Source organism: Pseudaeromonas sp. HNCC25DJ182 (assembly GCF_055413365.1).
This window is the reverse complement of sequence record NZ_JBVAYG010000003.1, coordinates 13,683-31,822: the sequence shown is the minus strand read 5'-3', so window position 1 is coordinate 31,822 and position 18,140 is coordinate 13,683. Positions and strand designations below refer to the sequence as shown.

General features: G+C 56.7%; 16 protein-coding genes. 9 read left to right on the top strand and 7 right to left on the bottom strand.

Annotated elements, in window-relative coordinates:
- The first annotated feature begins 72 nt into the window (after positions 1-72).
- The 6 genes from ACZYUB_RS03500 (at position 73) to ACZYUB_RS03475 (ending at position 7,494) form a co-directional block, all read left to right on the top strand.
- Entirely contained in the window at positions 73-1,836 is a 1,764-nt protein-coding gene (locus tag ACZYUB_RS03500) for a DEAD/DEAH box helicase (protein WP_463945589.1), read from the top strand.
- 13 nt (positions 1,837-1,849) lie between these two features.
- Positions 1,850-3,325: a D-alanyl-D-alanine carboxypeptidase/D-alanyl-D-alanine endopeptidase gene (dacB, locus tag ACZYUB_RS03495; RefSeq protein WP_463945587.1), complete on the top strand. Its 1,476-nt coding sequence runs from the start codon at positions 1,850-1,852 to the stop codon at positions 3,323-3,325.
- Between the two features lie 403 nt (positions 3,326-3,728).
- The gene (locus ACZYUB_RS03490) at positions 3,729-4,943 is read left to right on the top strand and encodes a pyridoxal phosphate-dependent aminotransferase (RefSeq protein WP_463945586.1); all 1,215 of its coding nucleotides are present in this window, start codon (positions 3,729-3,731) and stop codon (positions 4,941-4,943) included.
- A gap of 101 nt (positions 4,944-5,044) precedes the next feature.
- Entirely contained in the window at positions 5,045-5,359 is a 315-nt protein-coding gene (locus ACZYUB_RS03485; protein ID WP_463945584.1) for a hypothetical protein, read from the top strand.
- Positions 5,360-5,412: 53 nt separating this feature from the next.
- Entirely contained in the window at positions 5,413-6,015 is a 603-nt protein-coding gene (gene yfbR, locus ACZYUB_RS03480) for a 5'-deoxynucleotidase (protein ID WP_463945582.1), read from the top strand.
- A 159-nt stretch (positions 6,016-6,174) separates the two neighbouring features.
- Positions 6,175-7,494, top strand: a complete 1,320-nt coding sequence (locus tag ACZYUB_RS03475) for a DUF945 family protein (protein WP_463945580.1) — start codon at positions 6,175-6,177, stop codon at positions 7,492-7,494.
- Positions 7,495-7,552: 58 nt separating this feature from the next.
- Here the strand turns inward: ACZYUB_RS03475 and ACZYUB_RS03470 are convergent, their stop codons facing one another.
- On the bottom strand, positions 7,553-7,786 hold the full coding sequence (locus ACZYUB_RS03470) for a hypothetical protein (protein ID WP_463945578.1): 234 nt from the start codon (positions 7,784-7,786) through the stop codon (positions 7,553-7,555).
- 72 nt (positions 7,787-7,858) lie between these two features.
- On the opposite strand from ACZYUB_RS03470, the gene ACZYUB_RS03465 reads away from it, so the two are divergent.
- Positions 7,859-7,984: a hypothetical protein gene (locus tag ACZYUB_RS03465; RefSeq protein ID WP_463945576.1), complete on the top strand. Its 126-nt coding sequence runs from the start codon at positions 7,859-7,861 to the stop codon at positions 7,982-7,984.
- A gap of 1,158 nt (positions 7,985-9,142) precedes the next feature.
- The gene (locus ACZYUB_RS03460) at positions 9,143-10,858 is read left to right on the top strand and encodes a bifunctional diguanylate cyclase/phosphodiesterase (RefSeq protein WP_463945574.1); all 1,716 of its coding nucleotides are present in this window, start codon (positions 9,143-9,145) and stop codon (positions 10,856-10,858) included.
- On the opposite strand, the gene ACZYUB_RS03455 is transcribed toward ACZYUB_RS03460, so the two are convergent.
- From ACZYUB_RS03455 to ACZYUB_RS03440, 4 genes are all read right to left on the bottom strand, one after another.
- Positions 10,822-11,301: a DUF2059 domain-containing protein gene (locus tag ACZYUB_RS03455; RefSeq protein WP_463945572.1), complete on the bottom strand. Its 480-nt coding sequence runs from the start codon at positions 11,299-11,301 to the stop codon at positions 10,822-10,824. The two genes, ACZYUB_RS03460 and ACZYUB_RS03455, sit on opposite strands and share 37 nt — an antisense overlap.
- Before the next feature lie 94 nt (positions 11,302-11,395).
- Positions 11,396-13,816: a YgiQ family radical SAM protein gene (locus tag ACZYUB_RS03450; protein ID WP_463945570.1), complete on the bottom strand. Its 2,421-nt coding sequence runs from the start codon at positions 13,814-13,816 to the stop codon at positions 11,396-11,398.
- Between the two features lie 188 nt (positions 13,817-14,004).
- A complete protein-coding gene (locus ACZYUB_RS03445) occupies positions 14,005-14,214 on the bottom strand; it encodes a cold-shock protein (protein ID WP_460882399.1) in 210 nt (69 codons plus the stop codon).
- 343 nt (positions 14,215-14,557) lie between these two features.
- Positions 14,558-14,938: a diacylglycerol kinase gene (locus ACZYUB_RS03440; protein WP_463945568.1), complete on the bottom strand. Its 381-nt coding sequence runs from the start codon at positions 14,936-14,938 to the stop codon at positions 14,558-14,560.
- A 151-nt stretch (positions 14,939-15,089) separates the two neighbouring features.
- Between ACZYUB_RS03440 and ACZYUB_RS03435 the strand changes: the two genes are divergently transcribed.
- A complete protein-coding gene (locus tag ACZYUB_RS03435) occupies positions 15,090-16,151 on the top strand; it encodes a 3-deoxy-7-phosphoheptulonate synthase (RefSeq protein ID WP_463945566.1) in 1,062 nt (353 codons plus the stop codon).
- A 90-nt stretch (positions 16,152-16,241) separates the two neighbouring features.
- Here the strand turns inward: ACZYUB_RS03435 and ACZYUB_RS03430 are convergent, their stop codons facing one another.
- Positions 16,242-17,051: an ATP-binding cassette domain-containing protein gene (locus ACZYUB_RS03430; protein WP_463945564.1), complete on the bottom strand. Its 810-nt coding sequence runs from the start codon at positions 17,049-17,051 to the stop codon at positions 16,242-16,244.
- The gene (gene btuC, locus ACZYUB_RS03425; protein WP_463945562.1) at positions 17,044-18,045 is read right to left on the bottom strand and encodes a vitamin B12 ABC transporter permease BtuC; all 1,002 of its coding nucleotides are present in this window, start codon (positions 18,043-18,045) and stop codon (positions 17,044-17,046) included. The genes ACZYUB_RS03430 and btuC overlap by 8 nt, the downstream gene beginning before the upstream one ends.
- Positions 18,046-18,140: the final 95 nt, after the last annotated feature.

The following is an 18,140-nucleotide window of genomic DNA, read 5'->3' as shown; positions in this document are numbered from 1 at the left end:
TCAGTTGCAGCGCGATCCCGGGCTCCTATAATGCCCCCTTTCGCTGTTTTCAAAGCCTGTACGGAACAGACCATGTACCAGCTCAGACCCTATCAACAGCAAGCCGTGGATGCGGTTATCCATCATTTTCGGCGCCGCAGCACCCCCGCCGTGCTGGTGCTTCCCACCGGAGCGGGTAAGAGTCTGGTCATCGCCGAATTGGCCCGCAAGGCCAAAGGACGGGTACTGGTACTGGCCCATGTCAAAGAGTTGGTGGCGCAAAATCATGGCAAATATCAGGCGCTGGGCCTGCAGGAGGGATTGCAGGCCGATCTCTTCTCCGCCGGATTAGGACAAAAAGAGAACCTGCGCCGCGTGGTCTTCGGCTCCATCCAGTCGGTCGCCCGCAATCTGCCACGCTTTAGCGAACCCGTATCCCTGGTGATCATCGATGAATGTCACCGGGTCGGAGAGGAAGAGGATAGCCAGTATCATCAGCTGATCGCTCATCTCAAAAGCCACAATCCGGCACTGAAGATCCTCGGTCTCACCGCCACCCCCTATCGCCTCGGCCTGGGCTACATCTACAACTACCACTACCGCGGCATGGTCCGGACCACGGAGCCGCGATTCTTTGCCGATTGCATCTTCGAGCTACCGCTGCGGCAGATGATCAAACAGGGCTATCTGACCCCGCCCCGACTCATAGATGCACCCGCCGTCCATTATGATTTCAGCCGGTTATTGCCTCGGGAAAACGGTCTGTTCAGCGATGCCGATATCGAACGCGAGCTCAAACGCCAGACCCGGGTCACACCACATATTGTCCGCCAAATCATCGAGTACGCGCAGGATCGACACGGCGTCATGATCTTCGCCGCCACGGTCGAGCACGCGCGGGAAGTGACCGGCTTGCTGCCGGATGGTACAGCGGCTCTCATCACCGGAGAAACCCCGTTACCGGAGCGGGATCGACTGATCGACTCCTTCAAGGCACGAACACTCAAGTTTCTGGTCAATGTGGCGGTGCTGACCACGGGCTTTGATGCCCCCCATGTCGATCTGATCGTTGTGCTGCGGCCTACCGAATCCCTCTCCTTGTATCAGCAGATCATCGGTCGCGGTCTGCGTCTGGCCGAGCAGAAACAGGAGTGCCTGATCCTGGATTACGCCGGTAATGCCTATGACCTGTTTGCCCCGGAAATTGGCGAGCCCAAACCGGCGGCGGATACGGTACCTGTCCAGGTGCTGTGTCCGGCCTGTGGCTTTGCCAATCAATTTTGGGGTCGATTGGGCACCAATGGCGAGGTGATTGAACATTTTGGCCGTCAATGTCACGGTTTTTTTGAAGATGAAGGTGGACATCGCGAATTTTGCGATTATCGTTTCCGGGCTAAAATTTGCGGCCACTGTGGTGCAGCCAACGATATCGCCGCGCGACGCTGCCACAGCTGCGATGCCGTGCTGCACGATGCCGATGATCAGCTCAAGGCGGCATTGGCGCTCAAAGACGCCAAAGTCATCCGCTGTGCCGGCATGAGCTTGCAAGCCAATCGTAAACAGGGCCGTGAACAACTGCTCGTCACCTATCACGATGAAGACGGCGCCGAACTGAGTGAACGTTTCAGTTTTGACAGTGCGGGCAGCCTGCAACGACTGAACCAGCAGTTGATTGCGCGCCATTGGCGCGCGCCGGGGTTGCAACCCCAACTACAAACCCTCGCCAGCGTACTCGAAGCCGAGCCGTTGTTGCGCCATCCAGATTTCGTCATTGCCCGCAAGCAGGGGCATGTCTGGCGCATTACCGAGAAAATTTTTGATTATCAGGGCCGCTTTCGTACTGCTTACGCCCTGTAACCGAGGTTCTACCATGAAGTTGTTGATCTCATTGCTACGCCCTGCCCTGTTGGCGGCAAGTCTGTTCGGCGCCCTGGCGGCTCACGCGGCGATCCCGGTTCCAGAAGGCGCCCGGGTTGCCGTGGCTTACAAAACGCCAGGACAAGCCTCGATCCAGGGGGTGCATACCGATGCCTTTATGATCCCCGCCTCGACGCAAAAAGTGCTGACCGCCACGGCGGCCGCTCTCTATCTGGGTCTGGATTGGCAATTCAAGACCCGCCTGCTGGCAGAAAATGGCGCCATGGCACAAGCCAAGGCCAATGGCGGAGTGCTGCAGGGCAATCTGGTACTGGAGTTCAACGGCGCTCCGGATCTGACCCGCCAAACGCTGATCAACTTGCTGGCCTATGTGCGCCAGCAGGGCGTGACCCAAATCAATGGTGATATCTTGCTGGATGTCAGCAACTATGCCGGTTATGACCGCGGCAATGGCTGGTCGTGGAATGATCTGCCAGTCTGCTTCACGGCTCCAGCGTCGGCTGTCATCATCGATCGCAACTGTGTCTATGCCCAATTACAGGCCGATCAAGTCGGGCAAATTGCTCAACCGATGATCAAAACCGGCCAACCTATCACCATCACCAGTGAAGCGCAGGTCGTCACACTCAATGACTACTACTCGGGCTGCGAGCTGGAGGTCAATCTCGACTCCGGCAACAACTACCATCTGACCGGTTGTATTCCGGCGCAAAAAAACAAACCCTGGCCCCTCTCCTTTGCGGTGCAGGATCCAACGGTCTGGGGCATCAGCATTACTGATTGGGCCGCTAAACGGGCTGGCCTGACCGTCAGTGGCACCGTGTATTCGGTCCGCAAGACGCCCCCCAATCTGGTCGAACTGGCCCATGTGCCCTCGGCTCCACTGGGTAAATTGCTGGACCGGATGCTGAAAAAATCGGACAACCTGATTGCCGACAGCATCGCCCGCGCCCTGGGACACCTCTACTTCAAACGCCCAGCCAGTTATGCCAGCGGCGCCGATGCCATTCGCGAAATTCTGCGCACCAAAGCCGGCATCGATCTGGGCTCGGCGCTGTTGGCCGATGGCTCAGGACTCTCGGCCCACAACCTGATCAAGGCCAGCCAGATGCTGGAAGTGCTGGATTTCATCGCCCGCAACAATGACCAATTGCAGCTCATCGAGAAGCTGCCCGTCGCCGGAATGAGCGGGACCCTGGGTTCGCGCGGCAGCGTGCAGATGCCACCGCTGGTGAAGAATGTGACCGCCAAAACCGGTACCCTGCAAAACGTATCCAATCTGGCCGGGTTTATGACCACCGCCTCAGGGCAACGTAAGGCCTTCGTGGTGATGGTCAACGGCCTGACATTTCCTCCCAAGGTACGCCAGGCCTTGAAGGCCCACCGTATTGCCTCTCCCCATTACAAATTCGAGCGAGCCGTGCTGGAGCAGATTTATCGCGAACAGCCGCTGCAGATCACCGATTAGCGCAGACTAAACAACCCGGCTCTCCACCGGTTTTGCGGTGGAGAGCCTGCCCCGGACTACAACAGCTGCAGCACACCTTTCCCGCCACTCATGACCGTTTTTGTCCCACCATGAGGCCCAACGACCGGATCCGGCCCCAACAATTGCACCAATTCGGCAATAGAGGATCCCGCCATCGCCAGGCTCCCAGCCAGTACAGGTCACGCACCTGAATTGCCACAACAGCACATACATCCAATATTACAAATAAATGCGGTCATATATTTGTCATAAAGACAATTTAGTCGCCACTCACACTGAAAAAATATCTGGATCCATGGTTGTCACACAGGCCATGAGGGGGAAGAATAGGTGCCCTTGGAGACGATTGGAGTATGTCTCCTCCGGTATTGCAGAGGCACAGATGTATTCGATTGATAAAGCACACAAACTGGACAATGTCTGTTATGACATTCGCGGTCCAGTGCATAAAGAGGCTCGCCGTCTGGAAGACGAAGGGCACCGCATTCTGAAACTCAACATCGGTAATCCCGCCCCCTTTGGTTTTGATGCCCCGGAAGAGGTCATCAAGGATGTGATCGTCAACATCTCCCAGGGCCAGGGATACTGTGATTCCAAGGGGCTGTTCGCGGCCCGCAAGGCGATCGCCCAGCACTACCAGCAAAAAGGTCTGCGTAAGGCCGATGTGGATGACATCTACGTCGGCAACGGCGCTTCCGAACTGATCGTGATGGCCATGCAAGCGCTGCTGAACAATGGCGACGAGATGCTGGTTCCGGCTCCGGACTACCCTTTGTGGACCGCCGCCGTCACCCTCTCCGGCGGCCATCCGGTGCACTACATCTGTGATGAGCAGGCCGAGTGGTATCCAGATATCGACGATATCAAGAAGAAGATCACCCCTAAGACCCGGGGTATAGTGCTCATCAACCCCAACAATCCGACCGGCGCCGTCTACAGCACCGAGTTCCTGCTGGAAGTGATTGAGGTTGCGCGCCAGAACAAGCTCATCATTTTCGCCGACGAAATTTACGACAAGATCATCTATGACGATATAGCCCATCACAGTATCTGCACCCTGTGTGACGATGTGCTGGTGGTGACCTTCAATGGCTTGTCCAAGGCTTATCGGGCCTGTGGTTTCCGCCAGGGTTGGATGATGGTCAGCGGCCCGAAACAACATGCCCGCGGCTATATCGACGGTCTGGAGATGCTGGCGTCCATGCGCCTCTGCGCCAACGTGCCGATGCAATTTGCCATCCAGACAGCACTGGGCGGTTACCAGAGCATCAACGAGCTGATCCTGCCGGGTGGCCGCCTGCGTAAACAGCGGGATCTGGCCTGGGAGCTGATCAACCAGATCCCCGGTGTCTCCTGTGTCAAACCCAAGGGCGCGCTCTACATGTTCCCGCGGCTGGATCCCAAGGTCTACCCGATCAAGGATGACCAGAAGCTGGTGTTTGATCTGCTGCAACAAGAGAAGCTGCTCGTGGTTCAGGGCACAGGGTTTAACTGGCCTTCCCCCGACCACTTCCGGCTGGTGTTCTTGCCCCAGGAAGAGATCTTGCAGGACGCCATCGGCCGTCTGGCCCGCTTCCTCAAGACCTACCACCAGTAGGTCGTTACGAAACCACCGGGGCGGGCGATTTGCTGGCCCCGGTTTTTTTTGCCCGCTGCAGATGATACTGTGGCGCCACAGCTTTCCATGCCGAGAATCTCATGTCCTATCAACGCCTTCTGCTCCTCCCCTGTTGCGCCCTGCTGTTAACCGCTTGCGGCGAACCCAGCGAAGCCGATCTGAAAGCCGCCATCGAGAAGAGTCTGACCCAGGCCAATCAGGTCACCAGCCTGGTGCTGGGCGATAAAGGCAAGATTGAAGTCGTGGCCGTGCATAAGCTCGGTTGCGATAAAAAAGAGGGTGCCTATGCCTGCACCATCGAAGTCGAGACCAAGTTGCCCGTGGTCGGCAGTCAACGCAAAACCCAGCAAGTCGTCGTTGCCGATGGCCAGCAAGGCTGGGTTCTGGTCGAATAACCCGTGTTGGATGGGGCTCATCATCACCCCTATCCTTGCCTTCAGGAGTCTTGATGCCGGTTTCCAGTCATTTTTTTGCCCAACTCTCGCGGATGCGGCTGATTTACCGTTGGCCGCTGATGCGCAGCGTGCAGCCGGAAAATATCAGTGAACACAGCCTGCAAGTGGCCATGGTCGCCCATGCGTTGGCCCTGATTGAAAACCGCAAGTTTGGCGGTCAGCTCAATCCGGATCGCATCGCGGTACTGGCCCTGTATCACGATGCCACCGAGATCCTGACTGGCGATCTGCCCACCCCCATCAAGTACCACAATCCGGCGATTGCCGCGGAATACAAGAAGATCGAGAAGCTGGCCGAGCAACGTCTGCTCCATATGCTACCCGCCGAATTTATCGATGATTTCCGACCATTGCTGGATTCGGATCAACAGGACCCGCACCAATACACGCTGGTGAAGGCCGCCGATACCCTGTGTGCCTATAGCAAGTGCCTCGAAGAGCTGGCGGCTGGCAACCACGAATTCGAAGTCGCCAAACGGCGGTTGGAAAAAATGCTGGAACAACGCATGACCCCGACGGTGCGATATTTTCTCGATACCTTTATGCCCAGTTTTTCCCTCACCCTCGACGACATGAGTCAGGATCAGGAGGAGTAACCCGCTCCGTCATGGGGCTCTAGATCCAGGTGTGACGCCGAGCCCCAGATCCGCCCATCTGCACCATTTGAGTCAGATTTCATCAAATTGTCATAAAAACGCCGCATCCTAGCGCCACAGACTCGGGCCGTACCGGGTTATCTCTCTGGCAAGGATGCTATGCGAACCATCAGACACTATTGGCCCTTTCTTGTTGCTGTCAGCCTGCTGTTGGTCTTGTTCATGGTCTTTACCCTGCAGACCGGAGCCCGCTACGAGGATCAGCGCCAGGCCTGGCTCGAGCGGCTGAATAAGACGCCAGGTATGGGGGCCACCTGGTTTAGCTATGACCAGGGGCTATTCCGCCACAGCGGCGAACTGCATCTGAGCCTGGTGGATCCGGTCAGCCTACTCACGGCTCTTGGCCTACCCGCGCAAACGGGACTCAGCCAGCAGTTGGCCGGCATGGGACCGCTGGAGCTCTACATGCGCATCGATAGCTGGATGCTGCCCGGTTATGCCCGCAGCGAAGGGCGACTGGTCAGTAACCGGGGCACTCTCGCTACCCTGCTGGAAAACGGTCAATTGCAGCTCGGCGAACCCTCTCTGCGCTGGCAGGCGCGCGGCTGGAGTGAGCAGATCACCGCACAACTGGATGCTGATGGTATCACGCTGCAGCTGAGCGACAGTCGCATGCACCTGGATCCACTGACCGTCACCATGACCCGGCAGCCCGATCAGCGTATCCAGCTGCAGTGGCTGCTGAACGGTGTCAATCTGCAACAGCGTGATAATGATCTGGCCCTGCATGGCGTGCAGGGCCACCTCACCCTGCAGCCCTCCCATGATTTCTGGTTGATTCCCAATGTGAACCTTCAGCTCGCCGAAGCCAGCTATCGTGCAGGAGACCAACCCCCACTGGATCTGACAGCGGCCACCCTCGAGGGCAGCGTCCGGGAAAATCGCCAGGGACTGCTCTCACTGGTGGATATGCACTGGCAGGGAGCCGTGGCATTGCTCGGTATCAATCACCGCGCCTCCCGTCATGAACTCGAAGATCTCGCCTTCGGCGTGGGGCTCTCCGGCATCGATCAGCAAGGCTACAAGTCGCTGGTGATGAGTGCCGCTACCAATTTCAGCGATAAGCCCTCCTGGCTGGCGGCCCTGAATCGGGTCACCCGCTCCGGTTTCCATCTGCATCTGGAGCCCTTCACGTTGCGCCTGCAGCAAGGGCACTTTCAGGCCGATGGCGAGGTCACCTCCCGCCCCTTCGACATGGCACAACTCAATGGTCTCGCCTCCTTTCGCTCCCTGTTGCAGGGCGCCCTGAGTGTGGAGGCGGATCAGGCACTGGCACCGCTGTTTGTCGAGGATGAGAACCTGTTGCTCAGCATGCAGCAGGCCGGCTTCATCGCCCGCAATCATCAGGGCCAGCTCAATACCCGTCTGCGCATGGTCAACGGCAAACTCTCGGCCAACGGTTACAAGCTGCCTTGGTAATAACTCAGCGGCGGGCGTAGAGCGGCGTCAGAAACTGACTCAAACGCGTCATTGTTGTTCACCAAAGCGGTGCAATCGGTTGATTGGATACTCCAAACGCCATCCGGGCGCCTGGTATATGCAGCCCTGAGCTCAGATAAAGCCCCATTCCTTGCGACTGGTTAAAAATTTTTAAGCCTATCAACCAAGTTGGTATGCCATTTGAATATTGAGTATCAGTGATATCGAGTAAGCAGAATTGCAAACAAGCTTCGAACAAATCTGATTTTGCATCCAGATGACCAAGGGTCATGATGGTGTCATATAGGGATGACAGCCTGTGCGAAGCTAAAGATTTAACAAAATAATGTTGAGGAGAGCACCTATGAATATCAGCCATGATGACAGCAACTGGGGATTAGCCACCGTCTGGATCGTCGGTATTACCATCGGCGGTTCGATTGAAATTGCGATCCAACTGTTGAGTCAAAGCCTGACGCTTTGGTTGTAGTCCGCTAGCCTGCCCGGCGAACGAGGCGATACCACCTTGATGCAATACCACTTTGATGTGCCACTTGAGTAACTGATTTACCCCTTCATGTTTTGCTCAACCGGTTTACGGCCTGTAAACCGGTTTTTTTTGATCTGGATAGACAAAAATGTCATGACCAGCAGAACAAACCCGCGAGATTCAAATAATTCACAGCTTCAGCGCATAAATATAAACACATATACAAACACCCATATAAATACACACATAAGACAATAATAAATTCAATTAAGAATATAAGACAAAAGTCTATTTCGCATTATAAACACCCGCATTGATTCACCATGCTATTTATATAAATAGCGCCAAATAGATGCATTAACTAAAAACGGACTCGGCAGGTGAGATATAAAAATAATCAATAAAATCATAGCCAAAGATATAAAAGCACCCAGGTTGCAACTTATATCGTGCTTATGTGCAATGACTACAATATAAGCAGCCAGTACAGACTAAATAACCGATCCGAATAGCCATCCATCGACAAGGAAGCGCACGCTGACACGCCGTAAACCCACCTATGGGGGCTCCACCGCGCCATCCCTGGCGCGGATGGCCAGCTTAGCGCTACCTAAGTCGATGTGGTGAGTGAGCGACTATTCGGAACCGCTATTTAGAATTGCCTAGCCTGTTAATTTACTGGCAGATAACCTATATTTCATTGAAGAAAAAAGCCATGACAATCATGAATAATTTTCTATTCATTGCGATGCTGTTATTTGGCTTATGCGTCACCAGCACGGTTGAGCTAAACAAAGATCCACTTTTTATTAATCTGACATCCCAAACAAATAATTCAGAATATAATTAACAGCGGCGGCATATGTTTGTCCATCCTGATTGAAACAATATGCCTGAATGAAGCTGATTTAATTTCAGGCATTAAAATTAGTAATCCGGATCTGACCGAAGCCGCGTGATGCCCGACCATATCAGAATACTCGCCGGGTAATGGTTGAGGCTGTGCAATCCGCTTTCTCATCATGGCGTTCCGATAACCAGCCCCTAAAAATTTTGTTTTGGATCAATGAGCAAGCCGTATTGAGTGCCTTGTCATCTTGCTGTCATCCAGAGCTTTTAGCGTCCAGAGACACTAGCACTCACCTGTTACCGCCTTCTATGCCAACTCTGGATTCCATCCTGGCGAATGCCGATATCCACACCCTGTTTCAACCGATCATGGATGCCCACCAGCATACAGTTCTTGGCCATGAGGCGTTAAGCCGGGGGCCAGCGCACAGCCCCTACCACAGTGCGACCGCCTTGTTTAATCTGGCAAAAACCTGCCAACGCAGCGTCGAGCTGGAACATCTGTGTCTGGAGTTAGCCATCGGCCAGTTCATGGCTCTGCAACTGGAGGGGCGGCTGTTTGTCAATTTGTCCGCCGCCGCTGTGCTGGCCCTGGACGTGTCGAAACTGATGGACCAGCTGGCATACCAGGGTTTAGCCAGCGAACGCCTGGTCATCGAGCTGACCGAACAATATCAGAACGATGTCGATAGCCTGCGCAGCGTTGCCGCGTCGTTACGTGAGGCCGGGATAGCTCTGGCGCTGGATGATCTGGGAGCGGCGTTCTCCGGTCTGCGGCGCTGGCTGGATTTGACGCCGGAATTTATCAAACTGGATCGCTATTTCATTCAAAGCCTGCACGAGGATCCAGTACGTCGCCTGTTTGTCGCCAGCCTGCTGGAGCTGGCGAACCAGCTGAATACCGCATTTATCGTCGAAGGCGTCGAAACCCTCCAGGAGTGGCATGCACTGCAACAGCTGGGTATTCGCTATTACCAGGGCTACCTGTTGGGACGACCGCAACCGGTGCCCGCCCCCGTATCGTGGCCGCCGATACTCGCCACCGGAACGGGCCATGAGCAGCAAACGCCGATGCGCGAACTGGTACATCCCATGCCCACCCTGACGCCGGAGCGACCCTGCCAGGAGGTGTTCGAGCTGTTTCATCAGGATGAACAGTTGCATTGTCTGCCGGTGATCACCCCACAGGGCAAAGCCATCGGCATCATTCGCCGTAATCGCCTGCTGGCCCATTTTGCCGAGCGGTTTGGCCATTCCCTGTATGCCAAACGCCCGGTACGCAGCCTGATGGATCATCAACCGATCCAGGTGGATGCCGGACTCGATGTGCTGCAAGTCAGCCAGCATCTGATTGAACACAACAGCAACGAGATGGATGCCTGGTTTATCATCTGCGAGGAGGGCCGTTATCTGGGCATGGGCAGCGTGCGCGAGCTGATGCGCCGTCTGACCCATTACCAACTGCAGATGGCCCGGCACGCCAATCCCCTGACCCTGCTGCCGGGCAATGTGCCCATTCAGCAAGCCCTGGAGCGGGCGATTGTGATGCAGGAGCGCTTCCACCTGGCCTACTGCGATCTGAACTTCTTCAAGCCCTATAACGACGTCTATGGCTATGACCGCGGCGATCAGCTCATCACCCTGGTTGCCACCTTGCTGCGCAAACACCTTGGCCAACGGCATAACTTTATTGGTCATCTGGGCGGAGACGACTTCATTCTGCTACTGCGTCATCCGGGCTGGGAGCAGCACATAGTGGCGATGCAGGCCGAACTCCGGCAAGTGCGGCAACACTATTATCGGGATGAGGATTGGCGTGCAGGAGGCATCCAGAGCCTGGATCGTGATGGCCAGCCCCGGTTTTTTCCACTACTGGAGTTGGCGATAGGTCTGGTGGGCTGGCAACCCGGATGCGGTGTCACGGCGACACAACTGAGTGAACAACTAACCCAGGCCAAGAAAGCGGCCAAGCAGTTGAGCGGTGAAGACTATTGGCTGGAAACCGGAGGTCGGGTTGCCTGTTGAACCTCGACCTTGGCGCCGGCATCGCGCAGCATCTGGATCAGTCGCGGCTGCTGTTCGCGCGCCAGACGTTGACCGATACGGATCATCTCCTCGCGCAGGAGCGGTGTATAACGAACGTACTTCTGCCCGCTCGGGGTGCGGAAGAACAGCACCATGTCCCGGATCTCCGGGCTACTGAAGTGACTGTGATAGGTCTGCGCCAGCTCGGCGCGCATCCGCTCCCAGGTCAGATACTCTTTGGCCCAACGCTGGACAACCCCCTGATAGCGGGCCATGGCCGGTTGCTTGCGGATCATATCGCCCAGCACCTGGTGACTGAGCTGTTGGTACTGGGCTTTACCACCAATCAGATCCGCTAATTCCAGCGCCGGATCGCTCTCCTGCGCCGTCAGCGGCAAACAGACCAGACATAACCACAACCAACGCCAAGCTCCGACGCTCATGTTTCCACCTGAATACACTTGTTTTGCGGTAGGTTAGACATGAAAAAGACCTGGCACAAGCCAGGTCTCCTATTTATCCCATCTGCATCATGGCTTAGCGACCCGCTTTGCCGCCGGGTGCCGCCTTGCGTCCCTCGCCGCGGGCCGGTTTGCCACCCGATCGTTCCGGCGAGGCACCTTTCACCGAGGCAGCAGGTTTGCCAACCGATCGCCCCGGCGATGTTCCGTTCCCCAATGGAGCCGGCTTGCCTTGTTTGCCAGCAGCGGCCTGATGTTTTCCGGCACCCGTGGTGGGCTTACTCCCCGCAGTTGCCGGTTTGGCGGCATACCCTGAGGTCGATGCTCCCGTCTGTCGAGCCCCGCTCGCCTGCGACTTACCGACCTGGGACTTGCCGCCCTGAGGCTGGGACTGGGAATAGGGCTGGCGCTGACGAACGATATCGGTGTGCCGGGTCAGGGCCACGCGGCCATTCCCTGACCCTGTGGGTCGCTCATCCCGGCCTGCCGGTGGCACCAGATGCTGCGGCCCCATCCCAATCAGGCGACTGAGCCCCATCTCCTGCAAGGCCTGACGGATCATCGGCCAACCGGCCGAGTCATGGTAACGCAGGATCGCCTTATGCAACCGGCGGCGACGCTCGCCCTTGGCGACAAAGACGGCTTCCGACTTGTAGGTCACCTTGTGCAGCGGATCCACTTCCGAATAGTACATGGTGGTAGCCGTCGCCAAAGGAGACGGGTAGAAGTTCTGCACCTGATCCAGCTTGAAATCATTGGCCTTGAGCCACAACGCCAGATTGACCATGTCCTCATCCCGAGTACCCGGGTGGGCCGAGATAAAGTAGGGGATCAGGTACTGTTGCTTGCCTGCCTCGCGAGAATACTGCTCGAACAACTCCTTGAAGCGGTGATAGCTGCCCATCCCCGGCTTCATCATCATCGCCAGCGGCCCCTCTTCGGTGTGCTCCGGGGCAATCTTCAGGTAGCCGCCGACATGGTGCTTGACCAGCTCCTTGATATAACGGGGATCCTCCACCGCCAGATCGTAACGTACCCCGGAGGCAATCAGGATCTTCTTGATGCCTTTGAGATCCCGGGCCTTGCGATACAGGCTGATGGTCGGCGCGTGATCGGTGTCCATATGGTGACAGATGGTCGGGTAGACACAGGAGGCACGGCGGCAAGTGGCTTCCGCTTTCGGGCTCTTGCAGCGCAGCCGATACATATTGGCGGTCGGCCCACCCAAGTCGGAGATCACTCCGGTAAAGCCCGGCACCTTGTCGCGGATCTCCTCAATTTCGCGCAGGATCGACTCTTCGGAGCGGCTCTGGATGATGCGGCCCTCATGTTCGGTGATCGAGCAGAAGGTACAACCACCAAAGCAACCGCGCATGATGTTGACCGAGGTCTTGATCATCTCGTAAGCCGGGATCTTGGCCTTGCCATAAGCAGGATGCGGCACCCGTTTGTAGGGCAGCGCAAAGACGCCGTCCATCTCCTCGGTGGTCAAAGGGATCGCTGGCGGATTCACCCACAGGTAGCGATCGCCATGCTTTTGCATCAGAGCCCGAGCGCAGCCGGGATTGGTTTCCTGATGCAGCACCCGGGAGGTATGGGCGTACAACACCTTGTCGGCTTTAACCTTCTCATAGGACGGCAGCAGCACGTAGGTCTGCTCCCAGGGTTTGGGACGCGCCGGTTGCACCAGGATCGCCTTGGGCTCAGGCTCGGCAGCCGATTCCGGCGCACAAGGTGCTCCCTCCATATAGGGATTGGGGATTGGATCTATCTTGCCGAGCTTATCCAGACGGGTGGAATCGACGCCACGCCATTCCGGCAAAGCCTCACGGCGGATCACCGCCGTACCGCGGATATCCTGCATCTGGGCGACGGTATCGCCACGGGCGAAACGATGGGCGATCTCGACCAACGGTCGTTCGGCATTACCGAACACCAGCAGGTCGGCCTTGGCATCAAACAACACCGAGCGACGAATGGTTTCGGACCAGTAGTCGTAATGGGCAATCCGTCGCAGCGAGGCCTCGATGCCACCAATCACCACCGGCACCTCTTTATAGGCCTCCTTACAGCGCTGGGAATAGACCAGCACCGCCCGATCCGGACGCTTGCCGCCCTCGTTCCCCGGGGTATAAGCATCGTCGTGCCGCAGCTTTTTATCCGAGGTGTAGCGGTTGATCATCGAGTCCATATTGCCCGCCGAGACCCCGAAAAACAGATTTGGTTTCCCGAGTGCCATAAACGGCTCTTTGCTGTTCCAGTCCGGTTGGGCAATGATGCCGACCCGAAACCCCTGCGCCTCGAGAAAACGGCCGATCACCGCCATACCGAAGCTGGGGTGATCCACATAGGCATCGCCGCTAATGATGATGATGTCGCAGCTATCCCAGCCCAGCTTATCCATCTCGGCACGGGACATAGGAAGAAAGGGTGCCGGACCCAGGCACTCAGCCCAATATTTGGGATAGGAAAAAAGAGAAATATCTGGCTGCTGCATACCACGGGGCCTGAGGCTGAAAACGAGGGGCGGCATTATAGCTTGTGAAAAAAATGTTGGCGAAGGGTATTTTTTGAGCGGAACAAGCGAGTCTGCTCAGCGAAAGCGATAAAAAGCCCATAAAACAAAAGCGCCCATGAGGGCGCTTTTTCTTTTGTTAGCAGCCGAAGCCACCAACACCTGCAAGCTTACAGAATAGTTACGTTCTCAGCTTGCGGGCCCTTTTGACCTTGGGTCACGCTGAACTGCACGCGTTGACCTTCAGCCAGGGTCTTAAAACCTTGAGCGTTGATTGCTCTGAAGTGTACGAATACATCCGGGCCTTGGTCCTGCTCGATGAAGCCGAAACCTTTAGTCTCGTTGAACCATTTTACCTTGCCAGTGCGGACGTCAGACATAATAAATTTCCTAAGTAACAAATATAACTGTGCCTTGAAATGAGGCGGTACAAGCTGAGAGGTGTTGACTTACTAAACCTAAACGAGGACGTTCCGCAAAGGATTGGCTTCGTTATCGAACAATAAGCTGGGACACTTTCAAGCTGTTTGCATTGTAAGCGCATCCCCCTATAAGTCAATCGCATTATCCGAAAAACGATATGCAGTTTCCGAAAGAGTGATAAACCTCTCGCTTATCAGTGAGATGGCAAGCGGGGCGGCTCGTGGCGCCCTACAGAGTCACGCCGCCGAGCACGGATCACAAATGCTTGGTTATGCACTATTACCCCCTCAGAACGAGGAATTACCACCAATGGAGCAGGTTACTGCCGATGACAGTACCCCAGACCACAAAGGTCAGCCCCAAGGATAAAAACACCGCCGCCGAACCCAGATCCTTGGCGCGACCGGAAAGCTCGTGATGTTCCGGGCCGATACGATCGACCACAGCTTCAATGCCAGAATTGAGCACCTCGACGATCACCACCAGCCAGGCGACCACCAGCATCAGCAATTGCTGGGTGATGCCCTGCCCCAGCAGGAATGCCAACGGAGTCAGCACCAGCATCAGGATCAACTCCTGACGAAAAGCCGCCTCATGCCGCCACGCCGAACAGAGCCCTTTGGCGCTGTAACCTGTCGCCTTGATGATGCGATAAAGACCGGTATTGCCTGGTTTAGCCAACTGACACCTCGTTACAGTACTTTGCGGGACGCTAGATGCTAGCAAAGTACGCCTGGAAGCTAAACCTCCGGCGACATTTCCTTCTTGATTCATTTCTATTAAGGTATTCAGCCTGCACGCAAGGTCACAGTGACCCGCCAAGGAATTAAGAATGTCGCTCCTTACTGATGAACTCAGAACCCAGAAACTCGAAGCCCTCATTACACCCCGAGAACTCGCCGCCAGTTCGCCACTGACTCCGGAGCTTGCCCGGCATATCCTGCAGGCTCGTCAGGAAATCGAAGCCATTCTGGCAGGTAAGGATCAGCGTTTGCTGGTGATTATCGGTCCCTGCTCGCTGCATGATCCCGAGGCCGCACTGGCCTATGCCCGACAATTGGCCGCGCTACGACAGCATTATGCCAGCAGCCTGTGTATCGTCATGCGCGCCTACTTTGAAAAACCACGCACCATTGTCGGCTGGAAGGGACTGATCAATGACCCCTATCTGGATGGCACTTACAACGTCAATGCCGGTCTGACCCTGGCGCGTCAACTGCTGCATGACATCAACAGCCTGGGCGTGCCCACGGCGACCGAGTTCCTGGATATGGTGACCGGGCAATATATTGCCGACCTCATCAGCTGGGGAGCCATCGGTGCACGGACCACCGAGAGCCAGGTACACCGGGAAATGGCCTCGGCCCTCTCCTGCCCGGTGGGCTTCAAGAACGGCACCGATGGCAATATCCGCATCGCCATTGATGCGGTCCGAGCAGCTGCGCACAGTCATATTTTCAATTCGCCGGATAAAGACGGCAAGATGACCATCTATCGCACCAGCGGCAACCCCTTTGGTCATGTGATCCTGCGTGGCGGTCGTCGGCCGAACTACGACACCGCCAGCGTGGATGCCGCCTGTGCCGATCTGGCCAAAGCGGGGCTGGCCGAACGTCTGGTGGTGGATTTCAGCCACGGCAATAGTCAAAAAGATCACCGCCGTCAGCTGGATGTCGCCGATGATGTCTGCGATCAGTTACGCCGAGGTCGTACCGGAATTGCTGGCGTCATGATCGAAAGCTTCCTCGTCGAAGGGCGCCAGGATGTGGTGAATGGTTGCGCCGCGACCTTCGGGCAGAGCATCACCGATGCCTGTATCGGCTGGGAGCAGACGGAAACCATACTGGACAAACTGGATAGCGCGGCCCGCGAGCGGATCAGCCGACTGGGCTGAAACCAACGGAGCTAAACCGACTGAGCTAAACCGCACCGCGCTCCGGAGCCGTGTTCAAAAACATGGCTCCGGAGCGTCGGTTACCACTTGCTATTCATGTACATCCCCGCGGTCACCCGCACTCCCTTCCGAGCCGGTATCCGAACTCAGTGCAATCGGCACCAGACACTGATGATGGCCATCACTGAGTCGTAGGGTGCGGATCTGGAACACCCGGGCCAACAGCGCCGCATCCAGCACCTCTATGCCCCCCTGCGCCACCAGCTTTCCCTCATGCAAACACAAGAGTCCATCGGCATGACTAAACGCCAGATTAAAATCATGGACCGAAAACAACACCATGACGCCGCGTGCCACCAACTCCTGCAGCAGCGTCAACAGTTGCAGTTGGTGATGCCAATCCAGTCCCGCCAGGGGCTCATCCAGCAGCAGCAGTTGGCCATGAGGATTCAGATCCGGCCAGATCTGCAGCAAGGTCTTGGCCAGCAACACCCGCTGCTGCTCCCCCCCAGATAACTGACTAAAATCCCGTGCCAGTAAATGACCCAGCTCCAGCCGCGTCACCAGCTCACCCAACACCGCCTGCACCTGAGCGCTAGGCACGTCCAGCATGCTGGCGCCCAGTTGCAACACATCCAGACAGGAGATCGTCAACAAGCTGCTTTGGCGCTGGGGCAACATGGCCCGCACCCGGGCGGCCGAGCGCATATCCAGATCCAGCAGGGAGCACCGCCCCAGGTGAACTTGACCGGCAGCTGGCAACAGATTGGCCAGCGCCAGCAGCAACGAGGACTTGCCACTGCCATTGGGACCAATCAAGGCGATCAGCCCGGGTTGCGGGCAGTGCCAACTCAACGGCGCCAGACGACCACGGACACTCAGAGCTCGGATATTAAACATGACGGCGTACCAGGAGGAAAATAAGCAGCGGAGCTCCGAGGCTGGCTGTGATGATGCCGACCGGTAACTCACCGCTGGGCAGCAGATTACGGGATAACAGATCGGCCAATAACAGCGCTACGGCCCCGGCCAGCATGGAGGCCAACAGCACAAAGCGCGCACTGCCCCGCCCCAGCAGTCGCATCAGATGGGGGATCAGTAGTCCGATGAAGCCAATCGAACCGGCCAGCGCCACAGCCAACCCGCTCAAGACACAGACGGCGAACACCAGTTGCCAGCGGATGCGCCGCAGATCCAGTCCCATCAACTGAGCCTGAAAATCGCCCAACTGTAACAGGGTCAAGCTATCGCGACGCACCACCAACCAGGCCATCACCGCCAGATAAGGCAACCACCACCACAGGGGTTGGCTCTGACCGTAGGCCAGACTCCCCATCATCCAGAACATCATCTCACGTAGTGATTGATCGTTAGCGAAGTAGAGCAACCAGGTGGTGATGGCGCTGCTGCAGATACCAATCGCCACCCCGAGCAGCAGCAGCCGCACATTATCCAAGCGTCCACCGCGCGCCAGAAACAGCAGGGTACTGGTCACCAATAGTGCCCCGCCGAACGCCGCAATCGACAATCCCCACGGCGGCAGCATCACCCCCAGACGTTGGGCCAAAAACAGTATCATGACCGCCGCCAGGGATGCGCCGCTGGATACCCCGATGAGGCCAGGCTCAGCCAGCGGATTTTGCAGCAGGGTCTGCAGCACGCAGCCCGACATCGCCAAGCCAGCCCCTAGCAACATCGCCAGGCAGGCTCTGGGCAAGCGCAGCTGCAGCAAGACTTGCTGCTGCAGGGGGGATAGGGCATCACCGGCCAGCAAGCGGCTCAAGGCGACGGGACCTACCAATAAATTAGCCACAAATACCACGACCAGTAGCAGTACCAACCCGATCAACCAACGGTGCTGGACCCGCTGCTGCCGCAACAATAAAGCATTCACCCGATTCACCTTTACACCCGAGAAGGCGCTCATACTAGCAGTTGGCTGCAGCCAGATCACGAAGACCGCCATGCCATCCCCGCACCGCAGAGATC